Source organism: Vibrio rotiferianus, from assembly GCF_002214395.1.
GTDB classification, from domain to species: Bacteria; Pseudomonadota; Gammaproteobacteria; order Enterobacterales; family Vibrionaceae; genus Vibrio; species Vibrio rotiferianus.
On record NZ_CP018312.1, the window covers coordinates 2,421,070 to 2,437,693 of the forward strand.

16 protein-coding genes are annotated in these 16,624 nt (G+C 45.3%); 2 read left to right on the plus strand and 14 right to left on the minus strand.

What is annotated here, in order from left to right:
• Nucleotides 1–18: 18 nt before the first annotated feature.
• The 12 genes from nusB to BSZ04_RS20405 form a co-directional block, all read right to left on the minus strand.
• Entirely contained in the window at nt 19–486 is a 468-nt protein-coding gene (gene nusB / locus BSZ04_RS20350) for a transcription antitermination factor NusB (RefSeq protein WP_005440182.1), read from the minus strand.
• The gene (ribH, locus tag BSZ04_RS20355) at nt 486–956 is read right to left on the minus strand and encodes a 6,7-dimethyl-8-ribityllumazine synthase (protein WP_005440184.1); all 471 of its coding nucleotides are present in this window, start codon (nt 954–956) and stop codon (nt 486–488) included. The genes nusB and ribH overlap by 1 nt, the downstream gene beginning before the upstream one ends.
• Nucleotides 957–1,125: 169 nt before the next feature.
• On the minus strand, nt 1,126–2,235 hold the full coding sequence (gene ribBA, locus BSZ04_RS20360) for a bifunctional 3,4-dihydroxy-2-butanone-4-phosphate synthase/GTP cyclohydrolase II (protein ID WP_010446326.1): 1,110 nt from the start codon (nt 2,233–2,235) through the stop codon (nt 1,126–1,128).
• 158 nt (nt 2,236–2,393) lie between these two features.
• The gene (locus BSZ04_RS20365; RefSeq protein WP_088881254.1) at nt 2,394–3,047 is read right to left on the minus strand and encodes a riboflavin synthase; all 654 of its coding nucleotides are present in this window, start codon (nt 3,045–3,047) and stop codon (nt 2,394–2,396) included.
• Between the two features lie 11 nt (nt 3,048–3,058).
• Nucleotides 3,059–4,183 (minus strand): bifunctional diaminohydroxyphosphoribosylaminopyrimidine deaminase/5-amino-6-(5-phosphoribosylamino)uracil reductase RibD, encoded by a 1,125-nt coding sequence (gene ribD, locus BSZ04_RS20370; RefSeq protein WP_088881255.1) that lies wholly within the window; start codon nt 4,181–4,183, stop codon nt 3,059–3,061.
• A 7-nt stretch (nt 4,184–4,190) separates the two neighbouring features.
• Nucleotides 4,191–4,640 (minus strand): transcriptional regulator NrdR, encoded by a 450-nt coding sequence (nrdR, locus tag BSZ04_RS20375; RefSeq protein WP_010446320.1) that lies wholly within the window; start codon nt 4,638–4,640, stop codon nt 4,191–4,193.
• Between the two features lie 127 nt (nt 4,641–4,767).
• Entirely contained in the window at nt 4,768–6,018 is a 1,251-nt protein-coding gene (locus BSZ04_RS20380; RefSeq protein ID WP_088881256.1) for a glutamate-5-semialdehyde dehydrogenase, read from the minus strand.
• 17 nt (nt 6,019–6,035) lie between these two features.
• Complete coding sequence (gene proB / locus BSZ04_RS20385) at nt 6,036–7,175, minus strand: glutamate 5-kinase (protein WP_010446316.1); 1,140 nt, start codon at nt 7,173–7,175, stop codon at nt 6,036–6,038.
• 122 nt (nt 7,176–7,297) lie between these two features.
• Nucleotides 7,298–7,687: a sigma factor-binding protein Crl gene (gene crl, locus BSZ04_RS20390; RefSeq protein WP_038886918.1), complete on the minus strand. Its 390-nt coding sequence runs from the start codon at nt 7,685–7,687 to the stop codon at nt 7,298–7,300.
• A 118-nt stretch (nt 7,688–7,805) separates the two neighbouring features.
• A complete protein-coding gene (frsA, locus tag BSZ04_RS20395) occupies nt 7,806–9,053 on the minus strand; it encodes an esterase FrsA (RefSeq protein WP_071235999.1) in 1,248 nt (415 codons plus the stop codon).
• A 90-nt stretch (nt 9,054–9,143) separates the two neighbouring features.
• Nucleotides 9,144–9,608, minus strand: a complete 465-nt coding sequence (gene gpt, locus BSZ04_RS20400) for a xanthine phosphoribosyltransferase Tet(34) (protein WP_038886920.1) — start codon at nt 9,606–9,608, stop codon at nt 9,144–9,146.
• Nucleotides 9,609–10,206: 598 nt separating this feature from the next.
• Nucleotides 10,207–11,496, minus strand: coding sequence for an NCS2 family permease (locus BSZ04_RS20405; protein ID WP_088881257.1), 1,290 nt, complete (start codon nt 11,494–11,496; stop codon nt 10,207–10,209).
• Between the two features lie 1,035 nt (nt 11,497–12,531).
• Here BSZ04_RS20405 and BSZ04_RS20410 point away from each other — a divergent pair.
• Nucleotides 12,532–14,004 (plus strand): aminoacyl-histidine dipeptidase, encoded by a 1,473-nt coding sequence (locus BSZ04_RS20410; RefSeq protein ID WP_038886296.1) that lies wholly within the window; start codon nt 12,532–12,534, stop codon nt 14,002–14,004.
• Nucleotides 14,005–14,079: 75 nt separating this feature from the next.
• Here BSZ04_RS20410 and BSZ04_RS20415 read toward each other — a convergent pair whose 3' ends face one another.
• Nucleotides 14,080–14,619: a DUF3332 domain-containing protein gene (locus BSZ04_RS20415; RefSeq protein ID WP_010446291.1), complete on the minus strand. Its 540-nt coding sequence runs from the start codon at nt 14,617–14,619 to the stop codon at nt 14,080–14,082.
• Between the two features lie 330 nt (nt 14,620–14,949).
• Between BSZ04_RS20415 and BSZ04_RS20420 the strand changes: the two genes are divergently transcribed.
• Nucleotides 14,950–16,020, plus strand: coding sequence for a succinylglutamate desuccinylase/aspartoacylase family protein (locus tag BSZ04_RS20420; RefSeq protein WP_010446288.1), 1,071 nt, complete (start codon nt 14,950–14,952; stop codon nt 16,018–16,020).
• A gap of 99 nt (nt 16,021–16,119) precedes the next feature.
• On the opposite strand, the gene BSZ04_RS20425 is transcribed toward BSZ04_RS20420, so the two are convergent.
• Nucleotides 16,120–16,407: a DUF3622 domain-containing protein gene (locus BSZ04_RS20425; RefSeq protein WP_088881641.1), complete on the minus strand. Its 288-nt coding sequence runs from the start codon at nt 16,405–16,407 to the stop codon at nt 16,120–16,122.
• Nucleotides 16,408–16,624 lie beyond the last annotated feature (217 nt).

Sequence of the window (16,624 nt, forward strand, 5' to 3'; positions counted from 1 at the left end):
TTTTTATTGAAGAAATTGTTATTTCTTACGTACGTGCGGTGCCGCTTTATCTAGCACACCATTCACAAACTTGTGGCTGTCTTCTGCTGCGAATACTTTTGCAAGTTCAATCGCTTCGTTGATTACCACTTTGTAAGGAACATCTTCGCGACGAGTCATCTCGTACATAGCAAGGCGAAGAAGAGCAAGTTCCATCATGTCTAGGTCTTGCATTGGACGTGACACGTATGGACGGATTTTGCTATCTAGCTCAGAGTGGCTAAGTACAACACCGCTTAGTAGTTCACGGAAGTAAGCTACGTCTGTTTCAGGAGCAGCTAGTGCAGGCTCAGATGCGTGAAGTTCTTCTTCATCGTATTTGTCGCCAGACAAAAACTGTTCTTCGATCGTGGCAACATTGTCTTTAGTAATTTGCCATGAGTAGATCGCTTGTAGAGCGAATTGACGTGCGTTACGACGTGCGGCTGGTTTCACACTGGCCCCCATTAGGAATCAATTTCAGATAGTACGTTAATCATTTCAAGTGCGCTTAGTGCAGCCTCTGCACCTTTATTACCAGCCTTGGTTCCTGCGCGTTCAATCGCTTGATCGATAGTATCAACAGTCAGTACGCCAAATGCTACTGGAAGGCTGTATTCCAGAGAAACTTGTGCAAGACCCTTGTTACATTCACTACAAACATAGTCAAAGTGTGGTGTGCCACCACGAATTACTGTACCTAGTGATACGATAGCATCGTATTTACCAGTCTTAGCAACACGTTGAGCTACCAAAGGCAGTTCTACGGCACCAGGACAACGAACTACTGTAATGTTGTCTTCGCTTACTTGTCCGTGACGCTTTAGTGTATCGATCGCACCAGATAGTAGGCTTTCGTTAATAAAACTGTTGAAACGAGAAATAACGATAGCAATTTTTGCATTTGGCGCTGGGAAGCCACCCTCGATCACTTTCATAAGCTTTCCTTTAACTCTATTTTTAAGTGAAAATTGTTCATCAAGTGAGAATCGCCGGATTCTAGCACAATTTTGTGAGCAATATCTAATGGAAATTGGATACCAGTCACGAGTTCCTAGCCATAACGATGATAAGTACACGCAAGACTAGGAACTTGTCGGTCAGTTGTTATTCGCAGACGTACTCAACAACGTTCAGGCCAAAACCACCCAGTGCGTGGTACTTTTTGTTGGTCGAAGAAAGTAGGCGCATATCATGCACACCTAAGTCAGCAAGAATTTGCGAGCCAACACCAACACGACGAGACGTGCCTTGTTTCTTCGCAAGCGTCGGTGCTTCACCTTTATCTTGCGCTTCGAACATCTTAACGCGATGAATAAGTAGATCGGTTGACTCTTCGTTGCCAAGAACAACCAGCACGCCGCCCTCTTCACCGATACGCTTCATCGCTTTCTCAAGTGTCCAGCTGCGTTCTGCGTTACGGTCACTACGAAGCACATCAGTAAATACATCTTGTAGGTGCACACGAACTAATGGCGCTTCAGAACTAAGGTCACCTTTGCACATTGCATAGTGCACTTGGTTATCAATGGTGTCTTTGTACGTCACAAGCGTGAACTCACCGAACTCGGTTGGTAGTGCACACTCAGCAACGCGCTCAATGGTTGTTTCAGTGTTGTTGCGGTACTCAATAAGATCCGCAATGGTACCAAGTTTCAAACCGTGCTTTTCAGCAAATACTTCAAGATCTGGACGACGAGCCATCGTGCCATCGTCGTTTAAAATCTCAACAATAACTGAAGCAGGCTCAAGACCAGCCAGACGGGCCAAATCGCAACCAGCTTCAGTATGACCAGCGCGAGTTAGAACGCCACCATCTTGTGCTGCAAGAGGGAAGATATGACCTGGTTGTACTAAGTCAGCCGCTTTCGCATTTGACGCCACGGCAGCTTGCACAGTGCGAGCACGGTCAGCAGCTGAAATACCAGTTGTTACACCTTCAGCGGCTTCAATAGAAACGGTAAAGTTGGTGGTGTATTGCGCGTTGTTGTCTTGCACCATTGGTGGAAGTCCAAGATTTTCACAACGTGTTTTTGTCATGGTTAGACAGATCAAGCCACGACCATGCGTAGCCATAAAGTTGATGGCTTCCGGCGTAATGTGCTCGGCAGCCATGATCAAATCACCTTCATTCTCGCGGTCTTCATCATCCATCAGGATGACCATTTTGCCCGCGCGGATGTCATCAATAATTTCTTGAGGCGTGCTGATAGGCATATTCTGTTTCCCGTTATTCAAAAATTCATTATTGCAGCAGCAATGCATTTAACGTTTCGTTTAGTTACGTCTACTGGCTTAGTCAGCAAAGCAGTTTGAAGCCAACCTTTATTAAGTCAATTAACCTGATAACGTTCTGTGATTATGGTCGGTTTCGCTTAGGCAAAACCATTCAGTTGTAAGAATTCCATCGTAATGCGTGATTCTTGCGACTCTTCTTTTTGACCTTGCAGTAAGCGTTCCATGTAGCGAGCCAATACGTCCACTTCTAGGTTCACTTTGCGTCCCACTTGGAACTGATCAATCGTGGTTTCTTCACTGGTATGAGGAACAATTGTCAATTTAAAACCATTCTTACGTAGATCGTTGACAGTCAGACTAATGCCATCAACTGTGATAGAGCCTTTTTCTGCCACGTACTTACCGATCTCCGCAGGCATCTCGACCCAAAACTCAATAGCACGACCCACTTGGTTACGCTCGACAATCACACCCACGCCATCAACGTGACCAGACACAATATGCCCACCAAAACGAGTGGTCGGTAGCATGGCTTTTTCTAGGTTCACTTTATCGCCGACTTGGTACGCGGCAAAACCAGTTTTGTTCAGCGTTTCCAAAGACAAGTCAGCGCTGTAGTAGTTGCTGCCAAAGTCAACGACCGTCAAGCACACACCATTGGTCGCGATACTATCGCCTAACTTAACGTCAGACATATCCAACTTGCCTACTTCTACCGTTACGGTAATGTCTTCGCCTTTTGGCGTAATGGCAGTGAGTTTGCCTACTGCTTCTACAATTCCTGTAAACATAATGCTTCTTTCTAGCTTTGGTTGCGTTTGATGGTTGCGGTAATGCGAATATCCACCCCGACCATTCGAACGTCAGTAATAGTTAAATCGATAACTTGTGCCATCTCAGTTAAACCAAGTGCACCAATCAAACCTCGTCCATCACTGCCCATCAATTTAGGCGCGAGGTAAACAATTAGCTCATCTACAAGGTTAGCTTTGATTAACGAACTCGCGAGCGTTGCTCCTGCTTCTACCCACAAGTGATTGATATGATATTCGCTCGCCACAGCTTTTAATGTCGTGGCTAAGTCAATTTGGCCGTTTTCATCCAGTTCAGGTGCCATATCGCCACCTTGGCTGACAATAATACGCTCACCATCAGTATTGAATAGTTTTAGATCATCGTTAAGTTGAGACTGGCGATCCAAAATCACACGAGGTGGCTGACGGACTTCATCTTGTGAATATTGAGTTTGTACGCTGCACGGCAGGTCATCCCAACGTACGTTCAATGACGCATTGTCATCAATCACGGTTTTGCTGGTTGAGAGAATCCCACCACTTAATGCGCGATAACGCTGCACATCTTGGCGAGCCTTTGGGGAGGTGATCCATTGGCTTTGGCCATTATTAAGTGCACTTTGCCCATCGAGGCTGGCAGCCATCTTCAACTGAACATAAGGCATGCCCGTTTGCATGAACTTGATAAACCCTTTGTTCAGATCAATGGCTTCGCTTTCTAGCAAGCCGACTTGAACTTCTACCCCAGCATCACGCAGCATTTGAAAACCGCGCCCGGCGACTTTCGGGTTGGGATCTTCCATCGCACAGATAACGCGAGCGACTTTAGCTTTGATTAGCCCTTCAGCACACGGCGGTGTGCGACCAAAATGGGAGCAAGGTTCTAACGTGACGTATGCGGTCGCCCCTTCGGCTTTATCACCCGCCATACGCATCGCGTGGACTTCGGCATGAGGCTCGCCTGCACGGTGATGATGACCTTCACCAACAATCTCGCCGTCACGGACAATAACGCAGCCTACGTTAGGATTCGGAGCCGTAGTATAAATACCGCGTTTCGCTAACTTGAGCGCACGCGACATCATTTCAAAATCTTGAGAGGTAAATACTGAAGAAGAGTTTTGTTGAGCCATGATTCAATCAGTCTTCTAGGCGAGCAATTTCTTCGCCAAATTCACGGATGTCTTCAAAGCTGCGGTAAACCGATGCGAAACGGATGTAAGCGACTTTATCAAGCTCTTTCAATTGGTCCATAACAAGGTTACCAATCATCTCGCTTGGTACTTCTCGTTCGCCAGTAGCACGCAGTTGTGACTTAATCATGCTGATAGCAAGCTCGATAGCGTCAGCGCTTACTGGGCGTTTTTCTAAAGCGCGTTGAATACCACCGACCATTTTATCTTCATCAAACGGTTCGCGGTTGCCGTTAGACTTAATTACTTTAGGCATCACCAATTCCGCAGTTTCAAACGTAGTAAAACGCTCGCTACATGCAAGACACTGGCGACGACGACGAACCTGATGGCCGTCAGCAACTAAGCGGGAATCAATTACTTTTGTATCGTTCTCGGAACAAAAAGGACAATGCATATCACCTCCAAATAGCGTGCGATTGGGGTCGTCCCAAAAGCAAGACTAGTGTAGCGGAATTGCTATGTTAGAGAAAACAAAAAGGGGCATTCCTGCCCCTTTTTCAATCAATATCAGACGGTTTCTGTTAACTGCGTGCTAGGTAGTTTGCTTTACCAACCCATTTGTAGCTGGTTAGCTCTTCCAAACCCATTGGGCCACGTGCGTGCAGTTTCTGAGTGGATACCGCAACTTCCGCACCAAGACCAAACTGAGCACCGTCAGTGAAGCGTGTTGCTGCGTTTACGTAAACCGCAGCAGAGCCGACAGAATTGATGAACAATTCAGAGTTCACCAAGCTGTTGGTCATGATCGCATCAGAGTGGCTCGCGTTATGAACACGCATGTGGTCAATCGCTTCTTTCACGTCTGCAACCACTTTCACGCCAAGTGTGTAGCTTAGCCATTCCGTATCAAAGTCACCTTCCGCTGCATCACGAATTTGTTTCGCTTGTGTCATTAGCGCTTTTGCTTTTGGCTCTGCAACGAAGGTTACTTTGTCATTCATGCGCTCAACAATCATCGATAAGAATTGCTCTGCCACTTTTTCGTGGACTAGCAAAGTATCGAGCGAGTTACATGCTGATGGACGCTGAACTTTTGAGTTTTCAACAACGTTGAGTGATTTTTCTAGCTCTGCTGATTCATCAACAAAAATGTGGCTGATACCAAAACCACCAATGATCACTGGAATGGTGCTGTTCTCTTTGCACATTTTGTGTAAACCCGCACCACCACGTGGAATGATCATGTCTACGTAGTCATCTAACTTAAGCAGCTGAGAAACAAGTTCACGATCTGGCTTTTCAATGTACTGAACCGAAGCCGCTGGCAAGTTCGCTTTCGCAAGTGCCGATTGAATAACCTTCACCAACTCCATGTTAGAGAAAAACGTCTCTTTACCACCGCGCAGAATGCTTGCGTTGCCCGTTTTTAGACACAATGCCGCAATATCTATGGTTACATTCGGACGTGCTTCGTAAATCACACCAACCACACCAAGTGGTACGCGGCGGCGAGACAGTGACATGCCGTTTTCTAGCACTTTGCTGTCGATCTCGCTGCCCACAGGATCGTTTAGGCTGATCACATTACGAACGTCATTAGCAATGCCAGTTAGTCGCTCTTCGTTCAGTAGCAGACGATCGAGTAGTGCGTCTGTTAGACCCGCTTCACGACCTAACTCAATGTCTTTTGCGTTTGCTGCCAGAATGGTTGCTGCGTTAGCTTCTAGCTCATCGGCAATGATGGCTAGTGCTTGGTTCTTTTGTGCGGTTGACGCTGTCGCCAATTCGAAAGCTGCATCTTTAGCAGCTTTACCCATATTCGTTAAATCCACTTTGCTTCCCTCAATTTCTATTCTTGAATGACGACAAGATCATCGCGATGAATCACTTCTGAGCCGTAGTCATGACCCAAAATAGAGATGATATCTTTACTGTGCTTACCAGCAATTTTTGCTAGGTCTTCACTTGAGTAGGCGCTGATACCACGAGCAACCAGTTTACCGTGTGAATTCGTCACACGTGTTACCTCACCACGAGCAAAATCACCACTTACTTTGATAACACCTTTCGCGAGTAGGCTACTACCCTTACCCACAACGGCATTTACAGCACCATCATCAATAAAAATATCACCTGCGGCAGCTGGTCCCGCTAAAATCCAGCGTTTGCGATTTTCTAATGCTTCAGAGCAAGGCAGGAAACGCGTGCCTTGTGGCTCTGAACTCAATGAGTCAAAGATAACATTTGGCGCGCTACCCGCTGCGATAATCACTTCAATACCCGCACGACGCGCGATATCTGCCGCTTGAAGTTTGGTTGCCATACCGCCAGTACCTAGCGTGGTTCCACTGCCACCAGCAATTTTACGCAAAGTGTCATCAATCGTTTTCACTTCTTTAATTAGCTCGGCATTAGGGTCTTTACGTGGGTCTGCAGTAAACAAACCTTTTTGGTCAGTCAAGAGCAGTAACTTGTCTGCACCACATAAAATCCCCACCAAAGCAGACAAGTTATCGTTGTCACCCACTTTGATTTCGTTCGTCGCTACTGCGTCGTTTTCGTTCACGATAGGGATAATGTCGTTTGCTACCAATGCGTTAATGGTGTCACGCGCGTTAAGGAAACGCTCGCGATCATCCAAATCCGCGCGAGTCAGCAGCATTTGACCAATTTTAATACCGTAAATACCAAACAGAGACTCCCATGTTTGAATCAAACGGCTCTGGCCCACTGCGGCAAGTAACTGTTTACTCGCCATCGCGTTGGGCAGTGCGGGGTATCCAAGATGCTCACGGCCTGCTGCAATAGCACCAGACGAAACCATTACGACTGAATGGCCTTGTTTTTTTAGCTCCGCACATTGACGAGCCAGCTCTACCATGTGAGCACGGTCTAACGCCAAAGTGCCGCCTGTTAGCACACTTGTACCCAGTTTCACAACGACGGTCTGTGGTTGTGAAACAACTGCATTCTGTTGATTCGTTGTCATGATGTCTTCTGAAATGAAAAACAAATAAAGAGTGGATGTTTTAGCAATCAAATGGGGATTTAACAAGCAGAAAAGGTGCGAAAACGCACCTTTTTGTCTTATAGAGGAAGAAAGCAGCCAAATTAGGCGAAATCAAACGATTCTGTATGATATTCCACTTCTAACTTGAAGTGCTCCGCCACGGTTTCAATCAGTTTCTGATGGAAGGTGCTTTGGGTAAGATACACTTCTTCAGTTACCTTATTTGGCAATGATTCAGAAGTCCAATCTCCGTCTTTATTGTATTTGCCAATGTGGTATTTGGCGGTAAAGCCTCCGTCGACGGATTCCAATTCCATCCACCATCCCCAAAATTCCCGTTTCTCTGGGGATTTTTTATCGTCTACACAGACTGATAAACAGTCAAAATAGTAATGGCCTTGTTGTGACTGTGGTTCGCGCAAGTAGGGGCCTATCGCCTTCAACTTTGACATCAAGCGAAAGTGAGTCGGTCCTTGAGTCGTCTCTGACATAAGAATCTCCGTTTCCATAGTAAGGATATTTAGTTACCCAAGAATGATTATTATTTTTAATTATCATGAGCTTATTTTTTGCTCACATATATCACTCTTAACTAAATTAGAAGATTTGTCATCTTAATAATTCGTCTTCCAACCACTTTATGGCTAAATCGAGGGATTGCTCATACCCTTTTGTAATCGTTTTGGAACTGATTTTCTTTGCCTGCCCATACTGGCTAAACAGCGCAACAAGCTGGTTATCACTGTGAGGCGAAACCGGATCTCCCTCTAGGCTCAACGCCAAAATAGGAACCTTAGTCTTACGACTGCTGAGAAAACCTTGCACCTTGAGTGACCATGCCATCATCTGGCCGGCCATGCTGTTAATATCGACCGCGTGCTTGCCCAAGCGTGAAGCGAGTAAATCGAGGTACATCTTCGGCATTTGCTGCAACTTTTTAGGAGAGGTAAACAGATCGTGTACCGGCGCACCCAATGCGACACACGCTTTGATCTTCTCTTGCTCAACAAACGAAAGGCGAATCATGGCATTGCCACCAAAGCGGAAACCAATCAAGCCGACTTTGTGATGATCAACCCACGGCAGAGAATAGAGCTCATTTAAAACCGCTTGGTGTAGACAGCTAGAGTCTTCCGTTAATGGCCAATGAGAACTGTGGCCAACAGACGGCATATCGATAGTCAACATCGCGATGTCTTTTGGTGCTAGATGATTGCGGAACAAACGCCACATGTCCGTTTGCAGGCTATCTAAGCCCGCACTGACCATCACAACGGGGAGTTGCTTATCAGTACGAGGAAGATGCAGATTCGCGATGATCTTACGCTTCTGGTAAGGCACTTCGATCTGCTTAACGACATATTTAGTTTTCTCTGAACCTTCGGTGTAGGCTTTATTCGCCAATACTTGCGCTTGAATGGCTAAGTTGTCGTTCTTTAAATGCGGGTAGCCAGCAATACTAAAGCACAGTGATGCGGTAAATAGCTCATCTGCGGCCTCTTCACCTTGCATTTCATTCGCACGGCGTTGATGCTCCATGCCCAGCTTAATCCATTCAAATGTCCAGTTACCACTGTGGTAACCCATGACAGTATCAAGCCATTTATCTTCCGTACGAGAATGATTCGATGATGCAATCTTAGACAGCACACCTTCCATCTCGATTGGTGATAGCCCCTGCCATGACCATTGAAGACGTCTTAAATGACGATACCAAGCACGTTCACCACGCTCTTCTCTCTCATCAAGAACCTTTTGGCTCGTCGGCATATATTGAGTAAGGGCGGAAGTTTCTCTCGCTTGTTTATGTTTAACAAACAAAGTTTCGGAGAGGTTTTTACTGACGTCTTCTGACATAGGAAGAACTCTAAGCTGGTTGCAATAGCGTAATAATAATAAAAAAAATGCCCCTATAAAGGGGCATTTCTCAATATTCTTGGCACAAACTTACTTTTGCTTGCGGTTTACTGGCTCAACGAACTGGATAGACATATCCCATGGTTGCTCAATCCAAGTGTCTTGAGCGATATCTACCACGTAGTCATCAAGCAGCTCTTTACCAGATGGCTTCGCACATACAGCAATCAGTTTCGCTTTCGGGTACATTTCACGAAGTTTACGTGCTGTATCGCCACTGTCTACTAGGTCTTCAACGATTAGGTAGCCTTCGCCGTCACCTTCAGGTGCTTTAATTACCGTCATATCGCGTTGGTGATCGTGATCGTAGCTTGAGATACAAATAGTATCGACGTGACGAATACCTAACTCACGAGCCAAGATAGCTCCAGGAACCAAACCACCACGGCTTACCGCCCAAATACCTTTCCATTGCTCAGCTGGCATTTGTTTCTCAGCCAGTTCACGGCAGTAAGACTGCATCGCATCCCAAGTGATAATGAATTTTTTACTCATTGTAATAACCTAATAATTTCAAAATATGCATCCCCTCTGCTTAGCTGATGGCGCTGAAATGGACTCATCAAGCTAAACTTTCCACACCAGAGGAAATGGGGGTTTCAAGCTGCGCAAACGATTATTCTACCGAAACACTTCATTAATACCAACGCTGATATCAAAATTCTCCGCCTATTACGCAGAAAAATCGAATTCGGTGAACAACACAAAATAGAGAAGTGAATGAATTTGCGTAGAAACTAGGGGCTGTTGACCTTTTGCGGTTAAATTTTGTTCGAGATAAAAGCGTTTTAATCGCGGCGAGAGGTTTGTAGCCTAGCATTCTAAGCAAAATTCTCTCAACAAAGAGTAAAACGCTTTTAGTCGGGGGCGCCTAGCCGAACCCTGCGGGCAGCGTTTGTGGCTCCTCTCTACTGCGTTATCGGCTTATCAGGTAGGGCAACTACATTTCAAAGCCTCTGCCTTGTATAAAGAACCCACAAACTGCTGCAAAAATCAGCTCAAAAGGTCAACAGACCCTACTCACAAAAAATCCGCAAATAAAAAGCCAGTGTGAACCCTCAGCCCACACTGGCTTTTCTTTCATTGGCTAAAGTTAGCCAAGAATGTACTTCGCAATGAAGATTGCAGACATCACCCACACACTCATCGAAACTTCACGACCTTTACCACTGAACAGTTTGATCGCTGCATAAGCGATGAAGCCTAGCGTGATACCTTCTGCGATAGAGAAAGTCAGCGGCATTACCAAACACGTTACGACAACAGGAGCCGCTTCTGTTAGGTCACGCCAGTCGATACCAACAAGACCAGAAAGCATTAGGATAGCAACATAGAATAATGCGCCTGATGTCGCGTACGCAGGGATCATTCCTGCTAGTGGCGAGAACAATAGAGCCAAGAGGAACAGCACGCCAACAACCACTGCCGTAAGACCTGTACGACCACCTGCAGCCACACCAGAAACACTCTCAATGTATGAAGTCGTGTTTGAAGTACCTAGTAGAGCACCCACTGACGTTGCTGTTGAGTCAGCTAGCAGTGCTTTGTTTAGGCGAGGAATGTTACCGTTTTCGTCCGTCAAACCTGCTTTTTGCGAAACGCCAACTAGCGTGCCTGCCGTATCAAACAAGTCAACGAATAGGAAAGCAAAGACAACTGAGATCATGCCCACTTCGAATAGACCAGAGAAGTCTAGCTGCATGAAGGTTGGTGCGATGCTTGGTGGAGTCGACATGATGCCGCCCCACTGAACGTCACCAAAGATAAGACCAAGAATCGTCACACCTAGGATAGCGATCATGACCGCACCTTTAACACCACGGTGAACCAATGCAATCGTCATGAAGAAGCCAACCGCCGCAAGCACAGACGGTAGTGACGTGATGTTACCCATTGAAACTAGCGTTGCTGGGTTATCTACTACGATACCTGCATTTTTCAGCGCGATGAAAGCAAGGAAAAGACCGATACCCGCAGAGATACCAGTGCGGAGAGAAAGTGGAATAGAGTTAATGATCCATTCACGAATCTTGAAAATACTCAGTAAAATAAATAGCAAACCGGACACGAACACTGCTGCTAGCGCCACTTGCCAAGTGTACCCCATGCCCAACACAACTGAATATGTGAAGAACGCGTTTAGACCCATACCAGGGGCCTGAGCGATTGGGTAGTTTGCTACTAAGCCCATGATGAAACAGCCAATAGCCGCCGCAAGACACGTCGCAACAAAAACGGCACCACGATCCATACCGGTATCAGCAAGGATCGCTGGGTTTACAAAGATAATGTAAGCCATGGTTAGGAAGGTTGTAACACCTGCGATGATCTCAGTGCGCACATTGGTGCCATTTTCACTAAGTTTAAAGAGCCTTTCGAGCATGATCGAATCCTGTAAAGGTAAAAAGTAAACGGTTGCGTAATCGATTGGCTCGGATTATAAAGTTATCAAATAACAAATTCCAGATAGAATTTTCACTCTAATAGGATTTTTTTCTTCGGATATGAAACCTATTCGCTAACACCTCCAAGAGAGAAAAGCTTTAGGTCTTACGAAACAAGAACTAAGAAGCTCACGTTCAGTCAAATGCAATGAGTGCAAACTGAACAATGTTGTAAACTTTCAAACGCAAAATCATGGTTTCGGGCACTCAATACCCAAATAATTAGTCTGAAAACGAAACAAGTGAGATAAGCAATACCAGAATGGAAGCTTGGTGGCGATAAAATAGCCGAGGATAGGAAAAGCAGATAAAAAAACGCCACTCAATTTGAGTGGCGGTGAATCATGTCAGCACTATGCACTGAAAAAAAATTCCAATTTATAGGGGTGAACAAACTTGTTCGAGTCACATGCGTTGGCTTCAATTAGTAACCAAAGCTTGTTGGGTATACAAAGTTACCGGTGTAAACAGATTTGCTGTTCCAGAACATTGCACTTGGTAAACCTTTCATAAATATCACCTTCTAAATCAATTAATACTGTCAAATTTGGTTGATTTCTCGGTTCCTTGGAGGCGATAAAACGGACTCATCCTTTGAGCATTTCATTCTTCTCTCAGAAGCTGGTTACAAATATACCACCAAGAAATTTAATTACAAGCATAAAAGTGATTAAACTCACACTTTTCATTTAAATTGATCTCCATCAAACAAAAACTGTAAGTTAATTACAGTTTTGTGAATTAAAAATTTAAGATACTTACAATCAAATAAACCTTATTGCATAGGTGTATTTTGCTCTGTTCAGAATCTGTGACAGCTCATAGTGATTTCCTTTCTCCCTCGACTACTCGCCTCTCTCATCTGGTGGTATGCTTGGTGCCAATTCAAAAGCCAAGACCAGTTAGCATTTATTGCTAAACACTCAATATATTTACGGTTTAAATTTGGCAAAGCACATCAAAAGGAGTCTTCCGTGTCTGAATTCCATTCTGAAATCAGTACCTTATCACCTGCTCCACTTTGGCAGTTTTTCGATAAGATTTGTTCAATTCCTCACCCTTCAAAGCATGAAGAAGCTCTAGCGCAATACATCGTAAGCTGGGCGACAGAGCAAGGTTTTGACGTACGCCGCGATCCAACTGGCAACGTGTTCATAAAAAAACCAGCAACGCCAGGCATGGAAAACAAAAAAGGCGTCGTTCTTCAAGCGCACATCGATATGGTGCCGCAAAAGAACGAAGACACTGACCACGACTTCACTAAAGATCCAATCCGACCATACATTGATGGTGAATGGGTAACAGCAAAAGGTACAACACTTGGCGCTGACAACGGTATCGGCATGGCATCTTGCCTTGCGGTTTTAGCCTCTACAGAAATCAAACACGGCCCTATCGAAGTGCTTCTGACAATTGATGAAGAAGCAGGCATGACTGGCGCATTTGGTCTTGAGCAAGGTTGGCTAGAAGGCGACATCCTTCTAAACACGGATTCAGAGCAAGAAGGCGAAGTTTACATGGGTTGTGCTGGCGGTATCGACGGCGCAATGACATTCGACATTACTCGTGATGCAATCCCAGCAGGTTTTGTGACTCGTCAGCTAACGCTGAAAGGCCTAAAAGGTGGTCACTCTGGTTGTGACATCCACACTGGCCGCGGCAACGCGAACAAGCTTGTAGGCCGTTTCCTAGCAGGTCACGCACAAGAGTTGGATCTTCGTCTTGTTGAGTTCCGTGGTGGTAGTCTACGTAATGCGATCCCTCGTGAAGCCTTCGTTACCGTTGCTCTACCAGCAGAGAATCAAGATAAGCTGGCAGAACTGTTCAACTACTACACTGAGTTACTAAAAACTGAGCTTGGTAAAGTTGAAACCGACATCGTGACTTTCAATGAAGAAGTGTCAACAGATGCACAAGTGTTTGCAATTGCAGACCAACAACGTTTCATCGCAGCATTGAACGCTTGTCCAAACGGCGTGATGCGCATGAGTGATGAAGTTGAAGGCGTGGTTGAAACGTCCCTTAACGTTGGCGTTATCACAACTGAAGAGAACAAAGTAACGGTTCTATGCCTAATTCGCTCACTGATCGATTCTGGTCGTAGTCAAGTTGAAGGTATGCTTGAGTCAGTCGCTGAACTTGCGAATGCGCAAATCGAATTCTCTGGTGCTTACCCAGGTTGGAAACCAGATGCGGATTCTGAAATCATGGCTATCTTCCGTGATATGTACGAAGGCATTTACGGTCACAAACCAAACATCATGGTTATTCACGCAGGTCTTGAATGTGGTCTGTTCAAAGAACCTTACCCGAACATGGATATGGTTTCTTTCGGTCCAACCATCAAGTTCCCTCACTCTCCAGATGAGAAAGTGAAGATTGATACCGTTCAACTGTTCTGGGATCAAATGGTCGCACTTCTGGAAGCGATTCCAGAAAAAGCGTAATCCAAGTCAGATACGAAAAAGGGTGCCGAGGCACCCTTTTTTATTGCGAGCTTTTTATTATCAGCGCTTCGCAAATTATGCACGAGTTTGCGCGTAGGCTGCTAGCTCATCCATAGAAGTCTTAGCAACCACTTCACCATCGATGTAGTAAGTAACGAAATCGCCTTCACGAACACCCATTAGCGTCGCTTTTTCACCATTGTTGTAAGTGATGTCCATTTGAACTGTATTTTCGTCAAGCTGCTGCATTTGGCCTTGTTCGATAACACGGTTGTTTGTTAGAGGACCAATCGGCGCTGTCGTTAGAGACTTGTCTAGCTGGTGGTTTACGTCGATGTAAGTATCCATCTTGGTATCAAAGATGTGTGGTTTACCGTTTAGTGGGTTTTTACCAGTCCAGAACTCTAGTGAGTTGAACACGATGTAGTCAGCCGCAATAGCAACACCGTAAACTGGCGCCATTAGCATGTTTAGGCCACCACGAGCGTAACGGTTATCTACTGCTTTTAAGTTAAAGCCCATCACGTAACCCGTTACTGCGTTACTACCTACACAGCCAGAAAGAGAAACTGCAACAGCAGTTAGTGCGCCAATTTTAGCAATCGCCTTTTTCATCAAAACCTCTAGTTAAATGGTATTAGGTCAAAAATTCGGCGGGGATATTAGCGGATAAAAAGGCCCGGTAAAAGTCAGTTTTTTTCAAATAAATTTGATGTATTAAATTTAAAACAATGCCATTTATACCGTGAATATAATGACAAAAAGCAGCATCAAAACCAGTTCATTCGAAACAAAAACAACCTCAAAAGGAATACATTCAAAGTACATCTGGCGCTTTATTACTCACATCAACAAAATGTTTTTTTCGTCACATCAACAAGAATGATTAGTGTGATTTTGAACCAGTTGTTACATTGTTGATAACGTATTTGACAGAGATGGTTTATGGCCAGAAGTAAAAAAAGCAAAGTATTTGAGCTACTCGGGCATCAAGTACAACCAGGGCAGCGATTAGAAACTGAATTTGAAGCAGCGCAGCTTTACACGCACTCACCGCTTTCTATCCCTGTGGAAATTATCCACGGTAAGCAAGAAGGTCCTGTACTCATGGTGAATGCCGCGATCCATGGTGATGAGCTTAATGGCGTAGAGATCGTTCGTCAGATGATCAACCAATTGGATCCTGCAAAGCTGAAAGGTACCGTGATTGCCGTGCCTATCGTGAACGTGTTCGGCTTTATCCATAAATCGCGCTACCTACCAGACCGCCGTGACCTAAACCGTTGCTTCCCAGGCAGTGAAAAAGGTGCACTGGCATCACGTATGGCGCATGGTTTCTTCAATAACATCGCCAAGCGTTGTGACTATATTTTGGATCTTCACACGGGTGCGATTCACCGTACTAACCTGCCACAGATCCGCGCGAACTTGAGCAATCCTGAGACACTGCGTATTGCAAAAGCATTTGCCACACCAGTGATCGTAGACTCAGCTCTACGTGACGGTTCTCTGCGTAGCGAAGCGGAGAAATGCGATATCCCAGTACTGACCTATGAAGCGGGTGAAGCTCTGCGCTTTGACCCACTATCCATCAGCGCAGGTGTACTGGGCGTTCAACGTGTGATGCAAGCAATCGGTATGCTACGTGCGAGCCGTAAGAAACTACCTGAACCAATTATCGCGAAATCCACCAGCTGGGTTCGTGCATCCGGTAACGGTATTTTGCGTACTGTGGTTAACCTAGGAGACAAGGTAGAAGAAGGCGAAACGCTAGCATACATCAGCTCTCCTCTGGGTCACGATGAGCTTGAACTAGTCGCACCGAAAGGTGGTATCGTTATTGGCCAGCAAACACTGCCACTTGTGAATGAAGGCGATGCTATTTTCCATATCGCTTACTTCAAGCAAAACGATGAAGTGGTAGAGCAAGCGGTTGAAAGCTACATTGAAGAGCTGACTGAGTTTGATGTCGACCAAGTAACGACAGGGCAAATCCCGTTAGACACTCAACAGTAACCTCTTAATTTCCATTCAAATAAAAATGCCCCGAGATGAACTCGGGGCATTTTTTAATTCAGATTTGATGGTACAAATCGACCATCTAGTAAGCTGAGATTACTCTTCGTCAGCTTCAACTTCGCGTGCTTTGCGAACTTTTGCCGCTAGTTGCTCTGCTTCACGCTCTTGACGCTGTACAGCTTTACGCTCGTTACGAACCACTTGGTTTTGAACAAAACCCGCGAGTTCTTGCTCAGCCCAAGCTTGTGCTTTCTCTTCGCTGTCAAAGCCAGTTTCACGTTTTGATACTACAGTCTTACGAGATGTCACTTGACGAGTGATCTCTGCGCTCCAACCGTTACGTTTTTCAGTTACGCGGATAGCAAATTTTGGATTTTTAGACATTTCTTTCATTTCCTAAGGGATTAATCAGGGATTCGGTCAACTTGATAACTCCATCTAAGCTGAGCTGTTTAACACCATCCCTTGGTAAGCGCGGTATTAGAGCATAAAAGTTACCGAAACGCTGCAAGTTTTTTACAGTAGATAAGGCACGAACGAATTGGGGAACTCTCACGATTCATTGTTAAAAAGAGATTTCCTACTCCTTCCTTCGTCAGTC